Source organism: Phenylobacterium sp., from assembly GCF_031412415.1.
In the GTDB taxonomy this organism is placed as follows: Bacteria; Pseudomonadota; Alphaproteobacteria; order Caulobacterales; family Caulobacteraceae; genus Phenylobacterium.
The window spans coordinates 1-21,533 of sequence record NZ_JANOCX010000130.1 but is presented as its reverse complement, the minus strand read 5'-3'; the positions used below and the strand labels follow the sequence as shown (position 1 = coordinate 21,533).

17 protein-coding genes are annotated in these 21,533 nt (G+C 67.0%); 5 read left to right on the top strand and 12 right to left on the bottom strand.

Annotated features, from left to right (window positions below; genetic code table 11):
• From RMO04_RS06510 to RMO04_RS06480, 7 genes are all read right to left on the bottom strand, one after another.
• Nucleotides 1-538: Bax inhibitor-1/YccA family protein (locus RMO04_RS06510; RefSeq protein ID WP_309643974.1), on the bottom strand; the 538-nt coding region annotated here is incomplete at its 3' end.
• 25 nt (nt 539-563) lie between these two features.
• Nucleotides 564-1,556: a TerC family protein gene (locus tag RMO04_RS06505; RefSeq protein ID WP_309643973.1), complete on the bottom strand. Its 993-nt coding sequence runs from the start codon at nt 1,554-1,556 to the stop codon at nt 564-566.
• A 24-nt stretch (nt 1,557-1,580) separates the two neighbouring features.
• Complete coding sequence (locus RMO04_RS06500; RefSeq protein WP_309643972.1) at nt 1,581-1,727, bottom strand: hypothetical protein; 147 nt, start codon at nt 1,725-1,727, stop codon at nt 1,581-1,583.
• Between the two features lie 38 nt (nt 1,728-1,765).
• The gene (locus RMO04_RS06495; protein ID WP_309643971.1) at nt 1,766-2,236 is read right to left on the bottom strand and encodes a tellurite resistance TerB family protein; all 471 of its coding nucleotides are present in this window, start codon (nt 2,234-2,236) and stop codon (nt 1,766-1,768) included.
• Between the two features lie 41 nt (nt 2,237-2,277).
• A complete protein-coding gene (locus tag RMO04_RS06490) occupies nt 2,278-2,496 on the bottom strand; it encodes a hypothetical protein (RefSeq protein ID WP_309643970.1) in 219 nt (72 codons plus the stop codon).
• Nucleotides 2,497-2,791: 295 nt separating this feature from the next.
• Nucleotides 2,792-3,679, bottom strand: coding sequence for a LysR substrate-binding domain-containing protein (locus RMO04_RS06485; protein WP_309643969.1), 888 nt, complete (start codon nt 3,677-3,679; stop codon nt 2,792-2,794).
• Nucleotides 3,680-3,859: 180 nt separating this feature from the next.
• Nucleotides 3,860-4,744 (bottom strand): LysR family transcriptional regulator, encoded by an 885-nt coding sequence (locus RMO04_RS06480; protein ID WP_309643968.1) that lies wholly within the window; start codon nt 4,742-4,744, stop codon nt 3,860-3,862.
• Between the two features lie 99 nt (nt 4,745-4,843).
• Between RMO04_RS06480 and RMO04_RS06475 the strand changes: the two genes are divergently transcribed.
• The 4 genes from RMO04_RS06475 to RMO04_RS06460 are packed head-to-tail and all read left to right on the top strand — an operon-like array spanning nt 4,844 to nt 10,627.
• On the top strand, nt 4,844-6,412 hold the full coding sequence (locus tag RMO04_RS06475) for an NADH-quinone oxidoreductase subunit L (RefSeq protein ID WP_309643967.1): 1,569 nt from the start codon (nt 4,844-4,846) through the stop codon (nt 6,410-6,412).
• Between the two features lie 43 nt (nt 6,413-6,455).
• Nucleotides 6,456-8,852: a DUF2309 domain-containing protein gene (locus tag RMO04_RS06470; RefSeq protein ID WP_309643966.1), complete on the top strand. Its 2,397-nt coding sequence runs from the start codon at nt 6,456-6,458 to the stop codon at nt 8,850-8,852.
• Between the two features lie 3 nt (nt 8,853-8,855).
• Entirely contained in the window at nt 8,856-9,761 is a 906-nt protein-coding gene (gene cysD, locus RMO04_RS06465; protein WP_309643965.1) for a sulfate adenylyltransferase subunit CysD, read from the top strand.
• A 2-nt stretch (nt 9,762-9,763) separates the two neighbouring features.
• On the top strand, nt 9,764-10,627 hold the full coding sequence (locus RMO04_RS06460) for a DUF6671 family protein (protein ID WP_309643964.1): 864 nt from the start codon (nt 9,764-9,766) through the stop codon (nt 10,625-10,627).
• A 316-nt stretch (nt 10,628-10,943) separates the two neighbouring features.
• Here RMO04_RS06460 and RMO04_RS06455 read toward each other — a convergent pair whose 3' ends face one another.
• On the bottom strand, nt 10,944-12,530 hold the full coding sequence (locus tag RMO04_RS06455; protein WP_309643963.1) for a tetratricopeptide repeat protein: 1,587 nt from the start codon (nt 12,528-12,530) through the stop codon (nt 10,944-10,946).
• 107 nt (nt 12,531-12,637) lie between these two features.
• On the opposite strand from RMO04_RS06455, the gene RMO04_RS06450 reads away from it, so the two are divergent.
• A complete protein-coding gene (locus tag RMO04_RS06450) occupies nt 12,638-13,543 on the top strand; it encodes a hypothetical protein (RefSeq protein WP_309643962.1) in 906 nt (301 codons plus the stop codon).
• Here RMO04_RS06450 and RMO04_RS06445 read toward each other — a convergent pair.
• The 4 genes from RMO04_RS06445 to RMO04_RS06430 all read right to left on the bottom strand — a co-directional run bounded on the left by RMO04_RS06445 (nt 13,540) and on the right by RMO04_RS06430 (nt 21,474).
• Complete coding sequence (locus tag RMO04_RS06445) at nt 13,540-15,258, bottom strand: CHAT domain-containing protein (RefSeq protein WP_309643961.1); 1,719 nt, start codon at nt 15,256-15,258, stop codon at nt 13,540-13,542. The two genes, RMO04_RS06450 and RMO04_RS06445, sit on opposite strands and share 4 nt — an antisense overlap.
• On the bottom strand, nt 15,258-16,883 hold the full coding sequence (locus tag RMO04_RS06440; RefSeq protein WP_309643975.1) for an alpha/beta hydrolase: 1,626 nt from the start codon (nt 16,881-16,883) through the stop codon (nt 15,258-15,260). The genes RMO04_RS06445 and RMO04_RS06440 overlap by 1 nt, the downstream gene beginning before the upstream one ends.
• 102 nt (nt 16,884-16,985) lie before the next feature.
• Complete coding sequence (locus tag RMO04_RS06435; RefSeq protein WP_309643960.1) at nt 16,986-18,053, bottom strand: hypothetical protein; 1,068 nt, start codon at nt 18,051-18,053, stop codon at nt 16,986-16,988.
• A gap of 355 nt (nt 18,054-18,408) precedes the next feature.
• Entirely contained in the window at nt 18,409-21,474 is a 3,066-nt protein-coding gene (locus RMO04_RS06430; RefSeq protein ID WP_309643959.1) for a CHAT domain-containing tetratricopeptide repeat protein, read from the bottom strand.
• Between the last annotated feature and the right edge of the window lie 59 nt (nt 21,475-21,533).

The window sequence follows — 21,533 nt, the reverse complement described above, 5'->3', positions numbered from 1 at the left end:
TGGCCGGCGATGCCAGAAAAATGTTCACCAGCGAGGCCAGGATGATGCCGATCAGGCCCATCAGCATGAAGCTGCCGAGCTTGGTCAGGTCCCGCTTCGTGGTGTAGCCGAAGAGGCTGAGTGCGCCAAAGGCCGTCGCGGTGACCAGAAACGTTGAGGCCAGGCTCTGACCTGTGTAGCGCAAGGCCAGCGCGCCGAACGATGCGCCGATCAGGGCCACGACTGACCAGTAGAGTGCGCTGGCGGTTCTGGCAGACGCGTTCCGCATCAGGAAGGCCGAGCCTAGCAAGACCGCGAGCGGTGCGAACACGAGGATGGTTCCCGCCAGGGTGTAGCCCGAGAGACGCCCGTCCGAGACGACGAACAGAGCGTCGCGCGCCGGCGCCCAGGTGGAGGTGGTCCAGGCCAGGCCCGCCGAGACCAGAAGGCCAAGGGCCATCTTGTTGTAGACGCCCAGCATGAACCCCCGCAGCCCGGCGTCGATCGCCATGTTGGGCCGGGCAAGGGCGTGGTCCAGGGTCGGATTCAGCTTTTCCATGGGAAGCTCCCTTCAACGGTTAGGACTAAGCTGCGGGTGGGGTTGCTGCCGCGACCCCCGGGCGGGTTCGCCAGAGCGACCAGCCGATTCCGCTGGCGAGGATGGCGAAGGTGACGCCGAGGGACACCGCGGCCGGAAACTTCTCCCACCCCAGCAGGTCGGCGACGAAGATCTTCGAGCCGATGAAGATCAGCAGCACCGCCAACGCCTGCTTCAGATAGGCGAAGCGGTGGATGATGGCGGCCAGGGCGAAGTAGAGCGCGCGCAGGCCGAGGATCGCGAAGATGTTTGAGGTGTAGATGATGTAGGGGTCCGTGGTGATGGCGAAGATCGCCGGGACCGAGTCCACTGCGAAGATCACGTCTGCGATCTCGATAAGCAGCAGGGCCATGAACACGGGGGTCAAATAGGTCGCCAGCCGGCCCGTCTTCTGATCCGGCAGCCTGACGAAAAAGCGTTCCCCATGCAGCTCGTCGGTGACTCGCAACCGGCGTCTCATCAACCGCAGAAGAGGATTGTCGGCGAGGTTGTGCGACTTGTCGGCCATGGCGAGCATCTTGATGCCCGTGAAAATCAAGAAGGCCGCGAAGACATAGAGGAGCCAGGAGAACTCCGCGACGAGCGCGGCGCCGCCGGCGATCATGATGGCGCGGAGAATAATGACGCCAAGGATGCCCCAGAACAGCACCCGGTGCTGATACTTCTGGGGGATGGCGAAGTAGCCAAAGATCATGGCGATGACGAAGACGTTGTCCATGGCGAGGCTCTTCTCGACCACAAACCCGGTCAGATACTCGATGCCGGACTGGGCGCCGAGGGTGAACCAGACCCATCCCCCGAAACCAACGCCCAGGGTGAGATAGCCGAGCGACATCAGCAGGCTTTCGCGGACGCCAATCTCGCGATGCTTTCGGTGCAAGACGCCGAGATCGAGCACCAGCAGCACGACGACGAGGCCGAGGAAGCTCGCCCACATCCAGATCGGCTTTGATAGAAAGTCCTGAGTTAGAAAGTCCATGAAGGCTCCGGTAAGCGTCGGTGATCAGACGCGAATGTCGAACGTGTGCGGGCTCACGCGACGCAAGGTCGTGTGGTCACTGACGGTGTTGGCAGGCTCGACCGGACGCTCGGTCGAAACACTGCGATGACCTGCGGCCTGACCAACGGTCTGGGTCAGTTGGGCGGCCATGGCCGCAGTCCAATGGGGTATGGCGGGAGGTCCGATCCTCATGACGGACGACCCTGATCCGGCACGATCTCGAACGTGGCAGGCTCTAGATCGAGCAGGTCGCAAAGCCGCAGGACGACGTCGCGCTCTTCGGCGTCGAAGCCCCCGTCAGCCTCGGCCACCGCGCAGGCGGTCTCGACCAGCAACCTCGAGGGGCCAGAGCGTCCCGCGAGACGGCGGATGGCCGTCTCGGCCACCGCGACGCCATCATCAAGGTCCCGATCGAAGCGTTCGTTGAGGGTCTCGAAGCCCAGCAGGACTTCCTGAACGCCAAACACGGCGACGGCCGGCGATCTGCGCATGCGTTCGACCATGCGCTGACGTTCGTCCGGCGTAACCCAGCCATCAGCCTGCGCCACGAGGGCGCAGGCTGCGATGAGCGCGTCCATCTCGATCTCGTCGCCTGGGGTCCAGACGTCGGTGGCCGCGATGGCTGGGGACGTTCGGTGCTTTTGGGTGGCAAATGTCATGGGCGCCTCCTGAGCGGTCCAGATTTTCAAGGGTTGGTTGGCTAGCGCTTGCGAACCTTGGCCGGCTGAAGCGCAGGGGTGCGGCGCCAGAGCGAGGGCTGCGGCGTCGGCGATCCGGCGGACCGCCAAGCGTCGGCGGCCGAAGGCTTGGTTTGCCGGAAGACGCGAACGGCGCGGCGGTCGCGCCTGACCTTTGGGGAGGTGAGCGCCGCTTGCACGAGCAGGCGAAGGCGACGCAGGCGCGCGAGGATGATGGACATGGTTGAGCCGCTCCTTCTCGTGAGGGCGCGCTCGACGCTAAGGCGCCGGTGTTCGACGGGGGGAGAGAAGCCGGACCCCATCATCGAGCGCACCCGATGCGATCCGACATCACGATCACAATGATCGTCAGAGGGGCCCGGGCCGCATGGGCAGAATGGCGAACCGCGTACCGCGTTTCCAATGAGAACTGCCGATACCGTCCATAACCATCACTTATGGAACTTGATCATTCATCTAGAATGGTGAGAACGCCGCGACGTCCTAACCCTGGCTCTGGCCCAACGTGCTTGCGATTTACGGCGCCGGCGAGCCCCGCTCGAGGGCGCGCAGAACTTCCTGAGCCAATAGCTTGGCCGGGCCATCGGCCGCGCCGCGAGCGGTCACCAGGGCGATCTCGCTGTCGGCGAGCTTCGGCAGCGGTTCGTCAATGACGAGGAGTTCGCGTGGCGCCATGGCGAGGGGCAACACGCCGACGCCGAGACCGGCCCGCAGCGCCGCCATCTGTCCAGCCAGGCTGGGCGACGTAAAGGCGGCGCGGAAGGGAATGTCCGCCTGCTGCAGGGCTGCCAGGGCCCGCTTCCGGTAGATGTCGGGCGCCGGCGCGATGATCAGCGGCAGAGGGAGCGTCTCAAGGACCGCGGCGTCCCTGGCCACCCACACCAAGGGTTCGCGCCAGACGCGAACCCCCAGCTCCGGACCGATCGGCTCGCGTTTGATCAGCGCGAGATCGAGCAGGCCGCGGGAGAGTTGATCGAGGAGGTTCGCGGTGTAGTCGGCTGTCACAGCGAGGGTGATGCGCGGATGGCTGCGTGTGAAGGCGCCCAGGATGGAGGGCAGGTGCAGGGTGGCGATATCCTCAGGCGCGCCGAACCGGACCTCACCTTCGAGGTCACCCTCGCCAAGGCTCGCCACGATCTCGTCGTTCACCCTCAGCAACCGCCGGGCCTGCGGCATCAGGCCCGCGCCTTCGATCGTCAAGCTGACGGCCTTGCCGGCGCGGTCGATGAGGGGCGCGCGGACCTGATCTTCCAAGCGCCGGATTTGCAGGCTGATGGCCGGTTGTGTCCGCCCCAGAAGCGCCGCGGCCTTCGTGAAACTGCCGGTCTCGATTACCGCGACGAAGGCGCGAAGCAGCTCGACGTCGAGGTTCACCAAGCGCCGTGGCATTCCATAACCGTTCATTAGGAGATCTCTCATCAGGATAAAATGAAGCGGAGGTTGCGTCGAGCGGCGCCGGGTATTGCCGCCGCAGGGTTTGACTCAACTTAAGACCGACAGCCTGCTTAGGAGGTGGCGTCCACGGGACTATCAGCCCGCGCAAGCCCCAAAACAGCGCGTGGTGCATCGCCTGAAGCTAAGCGGTCAGGCTTTTGCGGACTTGGCGAGAAGGTCGCCCAGGAGTTGGTTGGGAAACCGGCGTTTTTGAATGATGGCGTAGAAGCTTTCCGTGAGCTGCGGGATCCGGCAGTGCTCGACCAGCACCCCGGACTCTAGTTCGTCACGCACGACGATCGGCGGCACCAGCGTCAGGCCTTCGCGCTCGCGGGCAAGCAGGCGCAACATCGCCATATCGTCGACTTCAGCCAGGATCATGGGGCGGATGCCTGCGAGATCAAGCAGACGGTCGAACCCGACCCGAATGTCACTGTCGAGGCTCGGAAGTAGGATCGGCTCGCTGCGAAGATCCTCCGGGAAGCGGAACGGAGGCTTGTCGGGCCTCGGCCGGCCAACCAGGCTGACGGGCTGCTGGTTGAGCAGGTGACTGCGAAAGGGCGCGCGGGCGTCTCGTTGAGCGGCGCTATTGGAGAGAACCACGTCGATGGCATGAGCTTCGAGCTGCGCGAGCAGGTCGCGTGTCGTCCCGGAGCGCACGATCAGCTCCACGTCTGGGCGGCCGACCAGGGGACGCAGGAACTCAAGCTGGAAGTTGCGCGACAAGGTCGTGAGCGCGCCGACCCTCAGGACCTGGCGGCTCGCGAGAGGCCGCCCTTCAAGGGTGCTCATCAACTCGTCGCCGGCCTGGAAAACGGTGTCTGCATAGTCGAGCGAGATCTGGCCGGCCTCGGTGAGGACGAGCCGCTTGCCCACCCTGTCGAACAGGGGATGACCCATCTGGAGTTCGAGTTTCTGAATCTGCACCGATAGGGCCGACTGCGACAGATTCAATCTTTCGGCCGCTCGCGTGAGGCTGCCTTCATGCGCGACCGCCCAGAAATAGCGGAGATGGTTGAAGTTGAGGCTCTTCATATCGTTCCATAAAACAGAACGATATGCTCGAAACAATGAATTTTCGTGCACCCCAACAACTGTCTAACTCAGGTTCCGAACCGCATGACGCGGTGAGCGGTGAACCCTTTGCCAATCGATCTTCTACCGTTTGCCGCCCCCTTGGCGCTGTTGGTGAGCGCCGTCGTCGGGTTCGCGGACCCCGGCCGCAGGCCTCGCTTCCTTCCAAGGGTGGCTGAGGCCTCGGCCCTTGTCGCGCTGGCCGTCGCGGCGGTCTCGGCAGGTTTCCTCATCCTGCACGGGCCGGGAGACAGCCGTCTGATCGGGCTGCACGGCGTTGGTCTGTCGATCCGGTCCGACGCGGTCAGCGTCGTGATGCTCCTCCTGGTCTCGTTCATCGGCTGGGTCGTGGTCCGGTATGCCGTGACCTATCTGGACGGTGAGGCGCGGCAGGGCGCGTTCGCCGGCTGGCTCTGCCTGACGCTGGCCTCCGTCCTTCTCCTGGTGCTCTCAGGCAACCTGGTGCAACTCGTCCTGGCCTGGATTGCGACGAGCCTCTGTCTGCGCCGGCTTCTGCTGTTCTATCCGGACCGGGTCGCCGCCCAGCGCGCCGCCGCGAAGAAGTTCGTCACCGCTCGCCTCGGAGACGCGGCGCTGATCGCCGCGGCGGTCTTGCTGGCGCTGGCCTACGGCACGGCCGACATCACACAAATCCTGAGCAGCGCGCGCGCCGGGGACGGCGGCGGACTCGCGATCAGCGCGGCGGGTTTCCTGGCGGCGGCGGCGCTTTTGAAATCGGCGCAGTTCCCGATGCACGGCTGGTTGACCGAGGTGATGGAAGCCCCAACGCCGGTTTCCGCGCTCCTGCACGCGGGCGTCATCAATGCCGGCGGGTTTCTGCTGATCCGCTTCGCTGACGTGATGTTGCTGGCCCCAGGCGTACTGGCGCTCCTGGTGATGGTCGGCGGGTTCACCGCGCTCTTCGGCGGCCTGGTGATGTTGACGCAGCCTGCGGTGAAGACCTCGTTGGCCTGGTCGACAGTCGCTCAGATGGGTTTCATGATCCTGGAGTGCGGGCTTGGGCTGTTCCCGCTGGCCCTGCTGCACATCGCGGCCCACTCGCTCTACAAGGCCCATTCCTTCCTCGCCTCGGGCGGCGCGGTGGACCTGATCGCCGCCAATCGCAGACCAGGTCCCGTGGCCATTCCCAAGGCCGGCGCGGTCGGGCGCGCCTTTCTGCTGGCTCTGGCGATCTTTGCTGTCGTGGGCTTCGCGTTCGGGTTCCAGCACAAGTCGCCGCAGGCTATCGCGTTGGGCGCCATCCTTATCTTCGGCGTTGCCTACATGCTCGCCCAAGGACTGGCGGATGCAGCCCCCAGAGCCCTGACACGACGCACGGTCGTCTACGCCGTCGCCACGTCCGTCAGCTACTTCGCGCTGCAGGTCTTCGCCGTCTGGCTGACCGCTGGCGCGCTGCCCGCCGCGCCGGCGCCCGGTCCACTGCAATGGGCGCTGATCGTGCTGGCGGTCATCAGTTTCGGCCTCGTCGCCGTGGTTCAGGCGATGTTCCCGCTCTGGGCTTATCACCCGGCCGCGGCGGGGCTGCGCGTGCATCTCTCCAACGGCTTCTACGCCAACGCCGTGTTCGACCGGCTGCTCCGCGGCTGGCGTCTGCGCAGCGCAACCTGATCTGCCTGGAGCCCGAAAAATGACGAACTCAGAAGCTCCAATCATGCGCGACGCCATCGGGCTAGACGCGGCGGCTCAGTGCGCCGCCCGGGCGATCCCTCCGGTCTGGCCGCTGGCGTCGAGCGTCGCGGTCAATCCGTTCCTCGGGCAGGCAGATGAAAGCCTTGCCACGGTTGGCGCGCGTCTGGAACGAGTGGCGGGCGCGCCCGTCACGATGCCGCGCAGCTGGTACGAGGAGCGGATCGCCAGCGGCGTCATCAGCGATGCCGATCTATCGGACGCTTTGGTGAGAGCGCCGGCGGCGCTGCGCCCTGCAAACTTGGCCGCGCTGAAGTCCGCGGCCCATGTTTGGAAACCCACAGCCAGGGCGCTGCCAACGATCGCGGATTTGGCCGCTGAAGTTTCGGGGATCGACTGGCCGGGACTGATCGCCGAGCGTTTCGGGGCCTGGGCGGCAGGATACTTCGATGAGGGCCAGGCGCTCTGGGCCGCCCCACGCGGTCGAGGGGCCTATGGCGCCTGGCGCGCCGTCGCGACCCATGATCTTACCCCAGAGATTGTGGGCCTGGCGGGCTTTGCGACTCATGTCTCGGAGGCGCCGGAAAGTGCGCCGGACGCGCTTGCCAGTGCGGTGCGACGCCTTTCGCTCCCCGCCCAGGCTCTGGAAACCTATTTCCACCAGTTGCTGATGACACTCGGCGGCTGGGCGCAATATGGCCGCTACCGGCTCTGGCAGGCGGAGCTCGGCGGCGGCACGGACGCGACCGTCACAGACTTTCTGGCGATCCGCCTGGTCTGGGAGGCGGCTCTGTTCGAGCGCTATGAGGACCAAATCTCACTTCGGTGGAAGCCGGTCATCGCCTCGCATGCGTCGCCTGTCACGCCGACCGCCGACCATGTCGTCGACGCCATCCTGCAGGAAGCCTCGGAACGCGCGGCGCAAAGGACTTTGGCGGCGACGCTCGCGGCGCCGGGGGCAGTGTCGATGGAGAACCGGCCCGCGCTCCAGGCCGCCTTCTGCATCGACGTTCGGTCAGAGGTATTTCGCCGGGCGCTGGAAACCGTAAACCCCGACACCCAGACCCTGGGGTTCGCCGGCTTCTTCGGCCTGACGGCCTCACATCGGCGCTTTGCGTCCGATGTGCAGGAACTGCGGCTGCCCGTGCTGCTGAGCCCCGGCCTGACCACCTGCGCGGGTGGCCGGGAACACGCGGCGGCAGACCAGTCGGCACGGTTCAAGGCTCGCGCGAAACGGGCCTGGGGGCGATTCAAGCTCGCGGCCGTGTCGTCCTTCGCTTTCGTCGAGGCGACAGGACCGGTCTATGCCAGCAAGCTCGTGAGCGATGCGCTTGGACTGCACGGCGCGCCGGCTCCGAACGATCCCCCGCCGCGTCTTGACCCCGACCTGGATCTCGCCACGCGGACCAAGGCGGCTGAGACGGTGCTACGGGCCATGTCCCTGACGAGCAACTTCGCAAGGCTCGTGCTCCTGGCCGGACACGGCGCAAACGTCGTGAACAACCCTCATGCCAGCGGGCTGCATTGTGGGGCCTGTGGCGGCTATTCCGGCGAGGTCAATGCGCGCCTGCTGGCGGCGCTGTTGAACGACCCGGAGATACGCGCTGGCCTCGCTCCGCTAGGGCTCGAGATCCCGGCAGACACCCTTTTCCTCGGCGCGATGCATGACACGACGACGGACGCGGTGACGCTCTACGCGGAGGATCATCCCTCCGCCTCTCACGAGCCTGATATCCACCAAGCGAAAGTTTGGCTTGGTGCCGCAGGCATCATCTCAAGGGGCGAACGGGCTTTGCGCCTGCCCAGAGCGACGGGGGAGGGCAGTCTCACCCGCCGCAGCCGCGACTGGGCCGAGGTGCGGCCGGAATGGGCGCTGGCGGGCTGTCAGGCGTTCATCGCGGCGCCCCGTCGGCGCACGGCGGGCAAAACCCTCGAAGGACGCGCCTTCCTTCATGACTATGACTGGAAGGCGGACAACGACTTCGGCATTCTCGAGTTGATCCTGACCGCGCCTGTGGTTGTCGCGAGCTGGATCAGCCTGCAATATTACGGATCGACCGTAGCGCCGGCGGTCTTCGGCGCCGGCAACAAACTCCTGCACAACGTCACTGGCGGCATTGGCGTCGTTGAGGGGAACGGCGGCGTGATGCGGGCCGGTCTCCCTTGGCAATCCGTCCATGATGGCGAGCGCTACGTGCACGAGCCGCTGCGCCTTTCCGTCTGCATCGAAGCGCCCCGCGAAGTGATGACCGAGATCCTCAGGCATCACGACGGCGTTCGCGCGCTATTCGACAATCGCTGGCTCCATCTCTTCGCCCTCGATGAGGCCGGCAGGATGGCCTGGCGCTACGCCGGCGATCTGCAATGGACCGCGATGAGCGTTGCGTCCCATCCACCAATGCCTCTGAAGATGGCGGTCTGACCTGTGAAACTCGCCAATTCCCACCTGTCCTGGCTGGAATCGGAGTCGATCCACATCTTCCGGGAGGCCGTCGCCGAAGCCCGCAACCCCGTCATGTTGTTCTCGGCGGGCAAGGACTCGACCGTGATGGCGCACCTGGCGCTGAGGGCCTTCTATCCCTCCAAGCCGCCGTTCCCACTGCTGCATGTCGACTCGACCTGGGAGTTCAGGTCGTTGATCGCGTTCCGAGACGATTTCGCGGCAAAGCACGGCTTCTATCTCATCGCCTATTCAAATGAAGAAGGGCGTGCGGCGGGCATCAATCCCTTCGACCATGGGGACCGCTACACCTTGGTGATGCGGACCGAGCCGCTCAAGACCGCGCTCGACGTGGGCGGCTATGACTTAATCTTTGGCGGCGCCCGGCGCGATGAGGAGAAGTCGCGCGCTAAGGAGCGCATCGTGTCGGTCCGCGGCGCCGGCCACGCCTGGGAGCCGCGCCAGCAGCGGCCGGAACTCTGGCGGCTCTACAATACCCGCCTGGGCAAGGATCAGACTGCGCGCGTCTTTCCGCTCTCCAACTGGACCGAGACGGATATCTGGGCCTACGCGCTGCTCCACAAGATCGAGTTGGCGCCGCTGTACTACGCCGCGCCCCGGCCGGTCGTTCAACGCGGCGGGGCCTTCATCGTGGTCGACGAGGAGAGCCGCATGCGGTTCCAGCCCGGCGACGAAATCCAGACCAGGACCGTGCGCTTCCGGACGCTAGGCTGCTGGCCGGTGACTGGCGCGGTGGAGTCCGAAGCGACCGATCTCGCCGCCGTCGTCGATGAAACCCTGCGGGTTTCGTCCTCCGAGCGTCAGGGTCGGATCAGCGACGGGGAGGATGGCGGCTCGCTCGAACAGAAAAAACGCGAGGGTTATTTCTGACCATGGCGGCTGATGATCGTCCTTACAAAAACACCGTCGCCGTGCTGGCCACGATGCACGGCAAGGAACGCGCGATCGGGCCGGTGCTTGAGCAAGGCCTTGGCCTCCGGGTCGCGCTCGCGATGGGGCTGGACACCGACCGCTTCGGCACATTCAGCCGGGAAGTTGAGCGGACCGGTTCCCAGCTTGACGCCGCCAGGGCGAAGATCGCCGAGGGGTTTGAATACGCGCCCTACGCGCGGGTTGGTCTCGCGAGCGAGGGAAGCTTTGGCCCACACCCCTATATCCCTTTCCTTGCTGTCGGCCGGGAACTGGTCCTGCTGATCGATCGAGAGCGAGGCCTCGAACTGGCGGGCTGTTTTGCGAGCCCGGAGACCAACTATGGCCATGCGGTCGTCCCGGACATGAAAGCCGCGACCGCTTTTGCTGCAAGGTCGAAATTTCCCGAGCACGGGTTGATCGTCATGGGCTGCATCAACGCGGAGCCTGCACCCGGTCTGGCCCTGTTCAAGGATGTCGTCGACCACGCTGCTTTGGAAGACGCTGTCGGCCAGGTCGTCGCCAAATGCGGCGCGGCTTTCGTCGAGGCGGATATGCGTGCCCACCGAAATCCCACTCGGATGCGGGCCGTCGAGCGCGCGGCGGGCGATCTGGTTCGCCGGTTTCGCAATCGATGCCCGGCCTGCGCCCATCCGGGCTTTGATGTTACTGAACGGACGGGTCTTCCTTGTGAAGGGTGCGGACTGCCGACACATGTCGTGCGCCTGGAAGTTCTAACCTGCTCGGCCTGCGCGTATCGAGAGGCGCGGTTCGCAACGAGCGCCACGACCGCAGACACGCAACACTGCGAGAGCTGCAATCCTTGACCTTGAAAGGGGCCTCAGCGGGACGGTCGACCATCGGGTTGAATTCACCTAACGGTCAGAGGTGATCGTGTCCGAGCGACTTGCCAACCGTTCAAGTCTGGCTCCAATTGTTCATCCGTCCAGACGGCAATTCATGGAGCTTTGTGGCGGCTCCCCGCCTATCGGCGTGGAGATCATCTCGCGCGCGCTTAGGACCGCTTCGGGTGGGAGTCGGTCACTCGGCGAACCAGCCGGCTTAATACGAGTTTTCGTACCGGCTGCCCTACAGCGGGCTCGGAGAGGACCGTCCGAAGGCCCGCTCATGGGTACGGCGGCCCTATTTCGAGGCGCCCTCCGTGCTGGCGGCGACAGCCCAGGCCGCGAGCACCTGCCGCCGGAAGAGCGCCCGGTAGGGATCGAGTTCTTGGCCTGAGGATCCTGTCCGCTTCCGCTGCGAGGCGGCGCCTTCCAGGATGGCGGAATTGCCTGTCCGCAAGAGGGCAAGGGCTTCGGTATGCTTGCCTTCCTCGATCAGGACCGAGGCGAGGCGACCGGAGGCGAAGGTGCGCTCGGGATGCACGGTCGTCAGATGCTTCTCGTAGATCGCGAGCGCCTCGCGATAGCGGGTCTCGGCCTGCGGAAGGTCCCCGCGCAGCCAGTCGAGGTTGGCGAGGGCCGAGACGGTGTTGGCCAGGTCGAGGTGATCCTTGCCCAAGATCTTCTGCTGAAAGTGCAGCGCGATCTGGAATTGCGTCGCGGCGGTGTCCAGGTCGCCGGCGGCCATGGCGATGCGGCCAAGCGACACCCGGGCTTCCATGGCGACGGGATGGACAGGCGTGTAGACCCTCTCCGTAAGCTCAAGCGCTTCCTGCGCCAGGGCCTGGGCCTCCGAATGCTTGCCGGCGCGCGTTAGCGCGGTCGCAAGAACGCGCAAGGCCGAAGCTGTCTGCGGACTTCTCGGCCTAAGCGAGCGTTGGATCTCGAGCGCGCGACGGAGCAGCGGTTCAGCGTCGTCGGCCCGACCCTGGATCGACAGCATTACGCCGAGATTTCCCAGCGTCGTCGCGGCGTCACGGTTATCCAGGCCCCCCTTTGCGTCCTTGAGGCTGAGCGCCTGCCGGAGAAGGGCTTCGGCCTCTGCCTCGCGCCCCTGCTCCTGAAGATTGAGCGCCACCATGTTCATGGACCAGAGGGCCCATGTGCCGTCAGGACCGCCGGTGTCCTGATGGACCTTGAGCACCTGGCGATAGAGGGGTTCGGCGTCCACCGGCCTGCGCGCGATTCGCAAGGCCGTAGCATAGCTGAGCACCGCCTCGAGGGTGCGCGAGTCGGTCGGTCCGAACGCCTTCTCGCGAACCTGGACCGCCCGCTTGAAGAACACCTCGGCCTCGGGGACACGGCCCTGTTCCGCAAGGTTCATCGCCAAGTTCTTGGCGATGACGGCGAGGGTGAAATGATCAGGCCCATTAACCCGTTCTGCGGTCGCCAGGGCCCGACGGGAGGCGATCTCCCCCTCCTTGAACTTCAGCTGATTGTCCAGCGCCAGGGCGAGATTGTTCAAGGCGAAGTAGCTGTCGAACTGGGTGTCGCCCCAGAGGCGGTCGGAGATCGCCACGGCCTGTCGGGCATAGCCCTCGGACGCGGCCCAATCCTCGATCCCTCGCGCGTAGGTCGCCGCATCCTGCATCAGCGACAGGCACGCTTCTTCGGCGGTCGCTGAGGCGAGGCAGGCCTTAAGCTCCTCCGCCACCAGGGCGAGCGCCTTGCGATCGTCGCCAAGGTCGTGCGCCGCGGACGCCTCCTTGGAGGTGTAGACCCGCTGATACCAGCCTGGCGACGGCTTGGGCGCCTGGGCGGCGGCCGGCGTATCCATCAGCGGGGCCAAGCTCAAAAGGGCGGCGGCGTAGGCCGAAAGGGGTCGCATTCCAAGTCCTTGGCCACGGTCGGCGAGGGGCCAAGCCTAGGCCATCGAAAGCGCTGCCGTAAGGGGCGACCGCCTTGTCAGAATCTCGCGCAAGGCTAAGTTTGCGCATGCGCGCCGACCCACAGCCCTCCAGCCTGCTGCAGACCCTCTGGTCGGCCCTGTCGCAGATCCTGCCGATCGCCTCGGCGGTCTCGATCTTCCTCTCGATCTGGCAACTGAAGGGCTATCTCGGGCGCTTCGACCTGTTGCTCGTCAACGTCATCTCGCTCAATGACGCCGCGCTGCATTTCTTCATCATCGTCAGCTGGTTCTTGCCGCTCGCCACCCTCGCGCTCGCCTATCTCGCCCTGCCGGCGCGAGGACGGTTTCTGGCCTGCGGATCGGCCTTGGCCCTGTCGATCCTGACCGGGGCGATGGTCCTGGCCTCGCCGGAGGCCGCGGCCGCGCTCCTGCGCGGCGGCCTTGGCCTGGGCGCGGCGGTGGCGGAGATGGTGGTCCTCATCCTGCGGCGCGTGGCGCTGCCGGCCGGTGTGATCTTCGCCCTGGGTCTCATCCCCAACGCCGGGGCGGTTCGGCGGTCGGCGGCGGCGTCTTCGCTCGCCCTAGCTAGCCGGGCGGTCATCGCGCCCTTGCTCGTGCTGCTGCTGGTGATGTTGGCGGTGGGCATCGGCCAGGTCCGGGCGGTGTCCGACGCGGCCCGCTTCTTCGCGTGGCGCGACGGCGCCGGGGGGGCGGAATTCGTTTATCGGGCCAGGCTCGTGGATGCGCCGCCGCGGCTGAAGGCCTGCGGCTGCGGGGTCGGGGTCATCTGGTCGGGGGACCGAAGCGTCGCCCTCAGCTGCGGCGCCGCCACCATCTTGCCGCACGACCGCGACGAGTTGGTGTTCGAGACCGCCACGGCGAGGCTTCGGCCTGCGCTCGACCTTGGCCTGAAGGCCCTCGCCGAAGCCGGCGCGCAGGCCGGCACGGCCTGTCGGACGGCCAGGCGCGCGCCGGCGGCGCCAGTGGCCTAGGACAGGGAGGGCTCCCCCACCAGGGTGAAGGCCGACCAGAAGGCGGGATGCGCCCATTCCGGGTGAGCCGGGTCGTCGCGCACCTGGCGCGACGCCGCCTGCAGCGCCTTGGCCCGCGACAGCGGCGTGTCGCCTTCAAGACCGTCGAAGGCGCGCAACATCAGCTGGGTGGTGGCCAGATCGTTGACCTCCCAATGGGAGACCAAGAGGCCGCGGGCGCCGGCATAGAAGAAGGCTCGCGCGAGGCCCGACAGGCCTTCCCCGCCGAGCCGTCCGTCCGACGCGGCGGTATTGCAGGCCGACAGGACCACAAGGTCGGCGGCCAGCCGAAGCTCTGCAGCCTCCGAGGCCGTCAGCAGACCGTCGTCCAGGGCCGTGGCGGTTTCTGGCGGCGTCAGGACCAGACCCGGTTCGCCCGGCGCCGCAGGATCTCCGGCCAGCAGCCCATGGGTGGAGAAGAGAACGTAGCGGGCGCGGGCGAGCTCGTGGCGGCCTGTCGTCTTGACAGCTGTCTCGGTGGCGTCCGCGCCGCGACGGATGCGGGCGTCGGGATAGCGTTCGAGCACCTGGGCCAATTCCGCCTCGGATCCCGGAAGCGGGCTCAGCTCCCGGAGTTTCGCAGGGTTGGCCAGGGCCTGCACGAACACCTGGTCGGCGGCGGGCGGACCGAGACTCTCGGCGGCAGGGCGACCGTTGAGCACCGGCGCGCCGAAGCCGACGAGGCGCAGACGCTCGGCGCCGGACGTGGCGGCCCGCTCTTTCGGCTTGCCCCGGCAGCCTCGGGCCGGGCGTTCGGCCAGATGGCACCGGAGCGCCTTGAGGCTCGACACCGCCGGCAGGGAGGCGACGGCGTAGCGGTCCCCGAGCCAGGATATCCGCCGCAGGTCCTCCGCTGTCTGCGGATCGGTGGAAAGCGGCGAGACCGGCAGCAGGGTCAGGGGCAAGGAGCCCAGCGCCCCAGGGGTCACCACGATCAGGGTGGTGCGTCCGGCCAGGGTTGCTTCGACCGGTGCGATCAAGGCCTTGTAGAGTGAATGCGCTTTCATGGCCTCGAAGGGGCGGGTCGGGGCTGGCGGCTCCCCCTGGCGCCGTGGCCTGGCGCGTGATCCCGTCGTGGCCAAGGTTTTGCGGATGTCGCTCACCAAGGCGTCCAGAGCGGCCCTGTTGAGCTCCGGCGCCCTGGCCCAGGTGTCCGTCTTGTCCGTCACCACCCACACATAGGCGGCCTCCTCGTTAGACAGAACGAGGAGCAAGGCCTCGTCGGGACCCAGCAGGCCTTGGGTTTCCTTCACACTGAGGGATTGAGGACGCGTCAGGTCGACATAGGCCGGAAACGCCTCCGTCAGTTGGGCGTCGACCTCGGCAAGGCTGCTCAGGGTCGAGGCGTACTCGGCGCGGATAAGGGCGCGTTCTCGGGACTGCTGTGGCGTTTCGCTGGTGGCGAACGCCTCTTCCTGTCGTCGTTCGAGGTCTCTGCGCCTGGTGAGCAGCCCTTCCCGGCGGTCGGCCAGCTTGGCGACCTCGCTGTCCCCGCCGGCGATGCGCCCGCTGACCTTGGCGAGGGCCGCCGCGGCGTCGGAGGTGACCGCCCACTGGGCGGCGACGAACGCCTCAGCCCGTAGCGCCTCCGCCGAGGAGGCTCGTGGCCCAGCCCAGGCGGGACCGGCGAGGAGGCAGATGGCGCCGAAGAGGGAGACGAGACGGCCGCGCGCCATCAGGGTGCGCCCACGATGGCCTGCAGTTGGCGTTCCAGGCGTTGTAGCCGAGACCTCGCCGCAGGCTGCGCGGCGGCTGCGGACGCTCTGATCCGCTGGAGCGCCGCAGCGGGGGACTCCGAGGTTCGCACCAGGCCGAGCACGCTCCGAAAGTCGCTGGCCGGGCAGCCCGCGTTGGTGAACGCCCAGGCCGCGCCGGAGCGGGTCTGCAGGACGCATCGCTTCCCGGGAGCCAGGCTCGCCCAGATCACGGCGCGAAAGTCGTCCAGCGCGGTGCCGGCGAAGTCCGAGTGGCCCAGAAGGCCAGCGCTGGCGGCCGTCGTGTCCACGGTCTCAAGGTTCGCGATCGGTTTGGTCCTGGCGTCGCCGAGCCGGGCCATCTGGTTGATCTGGCCGGAAAGCTCGAGGGCGCGGTCCCGGCTCGACGAGTAGACCGTGTAGCGCGCGCCAAGGGGACGGATCTTCGGCCATAGGCGGACGAAGTCATCGACCCCGACGTCGGGCGCGGCCAGGACGATCTCGTTGAAGCGGGGCTTGCTGGTCGGGGATGTCGCCGCCAGCCGGCTCAGCGCGCGGGTCAGGAACCTGTTACCCATCGAGTGGGCCACGAGGTTCACGCGCGTCGCGCCCGTGCGCGCGGCGACGTCGGCGAGAAAGGTCGCCAGATCATCGAGTTGAGCGGCCTTGGCGGCCTCGGCCTCGTCTTCGCGGTAGGCCAGGGGATTGGCCTTGGATGGCCAGGAGTAGAGGATCGGCGCACCGTCGATGGCCAGGTCATCGGCCAGCTGGGCCGTTCGCTCCGCCGCACCCTGGAAGCTGGTGTTGAAGCCGTGGATGAAGACGAAGACCTCCTTGCGCTTAGAGGCCGAGACCCTCTGGGACACGCCGGTCATGAACTGCGCGCGATCTGAGTAGGGCTTGATGGAGGTGAGCACCACATGCTTGGCGGGATCGGGCTTGAACTCCAGGGCGAAGATGCTGGCGCGCGGCAGTTCACCCAGGTCGCGGTCGTTCGGCAGGCTGATGATCGCCCGGCCAAAACGCATCGGTCCGCTGCGTCCGGAATAATAGCCAGCTGGCGTGGCCCCGCCCGTGGGGACCCGATGGGTGGCATAGAAAATTTCCACCAGGTGGTAGGGCAACTTGGTTCGTCCGCCGGCACGCGTTCCGCTGGCCGCGTCGGGTCGGCCAAGGGCGGCTTCGTAGGCAAGGCGATAGGGCGCCACCAGCTCATGGTCGTCGCCCATGGCCTGACTCATGATGGTGAGGGCCCGGTTCAGACTGAGCAAAGCCTGGGCTCTGTCGCCCAGCCGCAACTGAACCTCGGCCAGTTCGGCCAGGGGCTCGGCGAGGGTCACATCGTCAGGGCCCTTGAGACGCGCGAGAAAGGCGAGGGCCTGCCGATAGGCCGCCTCGGCGGCCACGTCGTCCTCGAGCCGCCGCGCTATGTTCAGGAGGAGCGCCCCCGCGGCCTCAGGATCGATCGCCTCGATGCTGGCGATGAACGCCGCGTCCCGGCTGGCCTGCTCCAGCACTGGGAGGTCGTTGGCCTCATAGGCCTGGATCACGGTCTGCAGCGAGAGGCTCGACTGGGCGTGCGCCCCTGGGGCGGCCAGGACGGCCACGATCAAGCCGAGAACGCCCGCCCGAAGCCTACGCCAACCCAACATCACGTTCCCCCATGCGAGGGCAATTAAGCCGTCTGCGGCGGAGCTTGCAATACCAGGTCAGCGCAGGCGACTGCGGACAGGCCAAAGGCGCGCGCCCCAGCGACCGACGTCCGGGAAGGCGGGGCTCGCAACGGCTGGGGACGGAAGGGCGGCTCGGATCGTCACCGTGCCGACCCCTGGCTGTTCGGCAAGGCCGTCGTGGGTCAGCGATTTTAAGTTGCGCCCCTGACCGGCTGGGAACACCAGGGCCAGGATGCGCTCGTCGCCAGCCGCGCCGCCACCCTCGATCTCGGCGACCAGGTCTGCGGTTCCCCCGGCTGTCAGGCGAATGAACCGGTCCGGACCCAGGGCATAGAGGCCAAGGTCACGGCTGACATAGAAGACGGCCACGTCCACTGGGACCTCGCCGCGATTGCTCAGTTGCAGATGCAGGCTGTCGCAGTGCGTGACTTCGATCACCGCGTCGGCGTCGGCGGCCAGGAGCGACGCGGTGGCGGGAAGCGGCGTGGATATCAAAGGCCACGGGCAGGCGCCGGCGGTCTCGCCGAGGCTCTCCACGCCCCAGCGCAGATCGAGCTGAGTTGCGAGAGGATCAGTCCGGCGCTGCAGCGCCGCGCTCAACAGCAGCGCGGTGCGCGCCGCCGTGTCGAGGGCGGACAACAAGTTGGCTTGATCGAGCCCGGCCCGCGGATGGGACGGCAGGCGCGTGGGCGCTTCCAGAGGCAATAGCGGGCTTACTATGGCGAAGGCCTCGGCGCCGGCTGGCGTGAAGACCAGGAGCCCACGGTCCGGACTGAAACGGTACCGGAGCCCCGCCAGGGAGGTGGTTTGCTCGACGCCCTTCAGCGAGGGCCGGCTCCCGGAGGCGTCGACGATGGCGATGGTCGCCGCGGCTTCAGGGATCGACACGATGGTCTGAAGGGAACACGGGCGGCGACACGACCGCAGGCGCTCAAGCTTCGCGGCCGAATCCCCACCGTCAAGCACCACCTCGGCGAACAGGGCGCCGGCCTGGGAAATCCGGCCGGCGAACAGCGGTTCGGCAGGCGCGCCGGCTTGCTGGCGTTCGTGGATCGCCACCGTTGACCCAACCCCCAATCCATCCAGGACGCCGGCCGAGGCCACCAGGACGTCTCCGCGAAGGATGGTGTCGATCGGAACGGCGCGGCGCGTTTCGGCCGCCGCGTCACCTCCCAGCGCGAGGAGGGTTGCGAACGCCGCCGCCGCCGATCTCGCCCAAGGGAGGAGGCGCGGCGCTCCGCGTCCGATGTCGGTCACCCTTGGCGTTCGGGGGTTTTGCAACGCATGACCTCAGTGACTTGAATGACAAGCTGCCCCGACCTCGTGACAAGACTCAACCTCGAAGACGCTGACCGAGCCCTGAGAGGTGGCTGGAAACGCGCGCGGAGAGCTGCGGGCGCCGCCCACCGCGCCGCGCCGGCCGCCGCAGGCCAAGTGAGGTTCGCCAATCGGTCACTCCCTATTGAGCCCGTGGCTCGCCGACCAGCACGAAGGGCGCCCACACGCCGGGGTGGGCCCAGTCGCGCGACGGATCGTTCCGAGCGGCGATGATCGACGCGCGCAAGGCCTGGGCGCGGCTGATGGCGGGGTCCGCCTGTTGGCGGATCACGGTATCAACGGTCAGCCGCGCGGCGACATCGTCCCTGACCGGCCAGTGCGAAACCAGGAGCGCGCGTGCGCCGGCATAGAAGAAGGACCGCGCCAAGCCGGAGAGGCCTTCCGTATCCAAGGCGCCGTCGGGCGCAGCGGTGTTGCAGGCCGATAGGATCACCCAATCAGCGGACAGCTGCAGCTGCGCCGCCTCACTGGCGCTCAGCACCCCGTCGTCAAGACTGGACGCCGCCTTGGGAGGCGTAAAGATGAGGCCGGGCTCAGCGAATCCGCCGATGTCGCCGGCCAGCACCCCATGGGTGGCGAAGGCCACCACCCGCACGCCGCGCAGGTCCGCGGTCTTCACCGCGGCCTCGGTCGCTCGTTCGCCCAGCCAAAGCGCGCTGTCGGGGGCTTTGAACGCCGCCCGCAGGGCGTGGAGCTCTTCGCGGGTCTTGGGGAGGGCATAGAAGCTCAGGCGGATAGCCTGCGGATCAGCCATGGGCGCGCCAGCGTCCGTGTGGCCGGCGTTACGGAACAGCGCCAAAGGCGTCGCCGACGGGCCCCGGGCGTCTGACGCCTTTGCGCCGCGCGTCAAGACGGGCGCGGGCAGGACCGGATCACCGAAGCCCTGGAAACTGCCTGCCACGCTGGAGCGCCCGGTGAAGGTACGCAGCGCCCGGAGCGAGCCGATCGACGGCAGGGTGGTCAGGGCGAAGCGGTCGATCAGCCAAGGCGTCTCGCGCAGGGACCCGGGATCATCGTCCGCGCCGGCGGGTGGGGCGGTCACCAGCAGCGAGAAGGGCAGGGACCCGAGGGCCCCGCCGGCGACAATCAGCAGTTCCGACTTGCCGGCGATCACCGCCTCGGCCGGTGCGACCAGGGCCTGATAAAGCCTGTATGCCCGGGCGCGGTCAAAGGAGGGGCGGCCGAACTCCACCGGGACTCGCTCGCGGGGTCTGGCGCGCGTGCCGTCGCCCGCCGTGGTGGGCGCCGCGGCCGCATCTTTTGAAGGCTGCTGGGGTAGCACGGCGGGGTTCGGGGCGCAGGTCGTGTCGTTGGCGCTGCAGCGCAAGGCCCGAACCATGGCCGCCACCTGGTCGGCGGTCAGGTCCGAACGCGTCCACTGGAAGCCGTTGCGCGAAACGGCGAAGACGTGCGTGCCGCGTGGCCCGGGGGCCATGAACAGCAGGGCCTCCTCAGGCCGAAGCAGGCCCTGGACCTGAGCCACCGCAACGGGACTGGGGCTGACAAGCGAAGCGTACTGCGGAAAGCGCGTCGCGATCTGGCTGTCGAGGGTCTTCAACCGGGTGCTCAGCCCCTCGGTTCGCGCGCGCGCAGCCGCTGCTGCGGCTGCGTCGGCGCGACCGAGGGCGTCAACCAGCATCTTGTCGTTGGCGCGTAGCGAACCTTCCAAATCCTGTCGCTGCCGCACGACCCCGGCCAGCGCGTCTGTCCCGGCAGCGAACCGCGCGCTCATCTGAGCCAGGGCCGCGCTGGCGCTGGAGCCGGCTGCGTCTTGCGCCGCCGCGAAGCTTTCGCGGCCGAGCCCGGCATTGTCTCCCGGTTTCAGCCGGCTTTGCGCCCAGGCGGCGTCGGGGAATAGCATATGCACCCAGCCGAGCCCGAACTTGCCGCGATCAGCATTGCCGAAGGCGGGCGACGCCATGCCGGAGCGCGCCGTTCGCAGCAGTTTGATCGACTCGGCGGGCTTTCCGTTGGTCAGCATGACCTCCGCCAGGCGCCCCTCCGTCGAAAGCCGGTCGGAATGGAAACCGGGTAGGCTCGAACGCTGCAGGGTCAACGATTTTTGCAGGAGCTCTCCTGCTTCCTCGCTCCGTCCTGTCTTGGCCAGGAACGCCCCGAAATCTGAGCCAATCTTGGCCCCGAACGTGCTCCGGTCGAAGTCCCCACCCACGGTCTCCGAGGCGGCGCGAAAGAGCTCCTCAGCCTCCTCCTGCCGCCCCTGGCGCTCCAGGTTTCTTGCCAGATCAGCCTTCACCCATTTGACATCCAACCCTTGAGCCCCGGTGCGACGCTCCATGATGTTGATCGCCCGCCTCAGCATGGCCTCTGCTTCAACGTAGCGGCCGTCGGCTTCTATGCTTGTCGCCAGGCTCTTCAGGGCCGCGGCCGTCGCCCGCCCCGTCGACGAGTTGACCTTCTCGGTGATCGCAAGCGCGCGCCGGCGCAGGTGCTCGCCGGCGAGCGGTCCTTCTCGCGCCTCGATCGCGCTCGCGAGGAAGCTGAGAGCGGTCGCCATATTGGAATGTTCCGCGCCGACGGCGTCCTGGATCCTCGGGAGCAGTTCGCGCAGCAGGCGCTCCGCCTCAGCCGTGCGACCCTGAGCCTGCAGGTTGCGAACCCGACCGAAGACGAGGTCGAAATCGATCCGTCCCTTGGACTCAGCAGCCGATATGAGGCTGAGCAGAACACGGTCTGCCTCGGCGAAGCGATCCTGACTTTGCAGAGTGTCCGACAGCGTCCGTCCGGCCCGTGAGGCTTGCGAGCTTCCGGGCCCGTGTGCCTTTTCGACAAGCGCCACGTAGGTCCTGAGCAACTTGAGGCCTTCCTCACCCTCCAAGTAGTCGGCCAGTTTTTTCATTGACTCCAAGGTCAGCGGGTCGTTCGCGCCCAATCGGGCCTTGCGGATTTCGAAGGTGCGTTCGACGAAGGGCCGGGCCTCTGCTAGCCGCGTTGGATTCTGAAGGTAGATCGTCTCGGCGAGACTTTCGAGATTCAACGCCGCGTTGATGCTGTCGGGACTCAACGCGTCATAAATGGCCGCGGCACGCCTGTGATAGGCCTCGGCCTCTATGCGCCGGTGCACCCCGTCCCGCCCCGTTTGACTTGCGATAAGACGGCCGATCTGGTGCATCGTCCAGGCCAAGGCGATCGTCGGCTTTCCATCCTTGGCCTCCTGTTCGGCCGCCACGCTTTTGTAGAGACGCTCGGCGGTGGCGAAGAGTGTGGTCCGCGCCGCGTCGTCGCCGC

Bases quoted from the DNA above. Each gene is read 5' to 3' on its own strand.
- RMO04_RS06490 (WP_309643970.1), bottom strand. From the start codon at position 2,496: ATGTCCATCATCCTCGCGCGCCTGCGTCGCCTTCGCCTGCTCGTGCAA.
- RMO04_RS06500 (WP_309643972.1), bottom strand. From the start codon at position 1,727: ATGGCCGCCCAACTGACCCAGACCGTTGGTCAGGCCGCAGGTCATCGC.
- RMO04_RS06505 (WP_309643973.1), bottom strand. From the start codon at position 1,556: ATGGACTTTCTAACTCAGGACTTTCTATCAAAGCCGATCTGGATGTGG.
- RMO04_RS06445 (WP_309643961.1), bottom strand. From the start codon at position 15,258: ATGGCGCGCGGCCGTCTCGTCTCCCTCTTCGGCGCCATCTGCCTCCTC.
- RMO04_RS06470 (WP_309643966.1), top strand. From the start codon at position 6,456: ATGCGCGACGCCATCGGGCTAGACGCGGCGGCTCAGTGCGCCGCCCGG.
- RMO04_RS06485 (WP_309643969.1), bottom strand. From the start codon at position 3,679: ATGAACGGTTATGGAATGCCACGGCGCTTGGTGAACCTCGACGTCGAG.
- RMO04_RS06495 (WP_309643971.1), bottom strand. From the start codon at position 2,236: ATGACATTTGCCACCCAAAAGCACCGAACGTCCCCAGCCATCGCGGCC.
- RMO04_RS06455 (WP_309643963.1), bottom strand. From the start codon at position 12,530: ATGCGACCCCTTTCGGCCTACGCCGCCGCCCTTTTGAGCTTGGCCCCG.
- RMO04_RS06450 (WP_309643962.1), top strand. From the start codon at position 12,638: ATGCGCGCCGACCCACAGCCCTCCAGCCTGCTGCAGACCCTCTGGTCG.
- RMO04_RS06480 (WP_309643968.1), bottom strand. From the start codon at position 4,744: ATGAAGAGCCTCAACTTCAACCATCTCCGCTATTTCTGGGCGGTCGCG.
- RMO04_RS06460 (WP_309643964.1), top strand. From the start codon at position 9,764: ATGGCGGCTGATGATCGTCCTTACAAAAACACCGTCGCCGTGCTGGCC.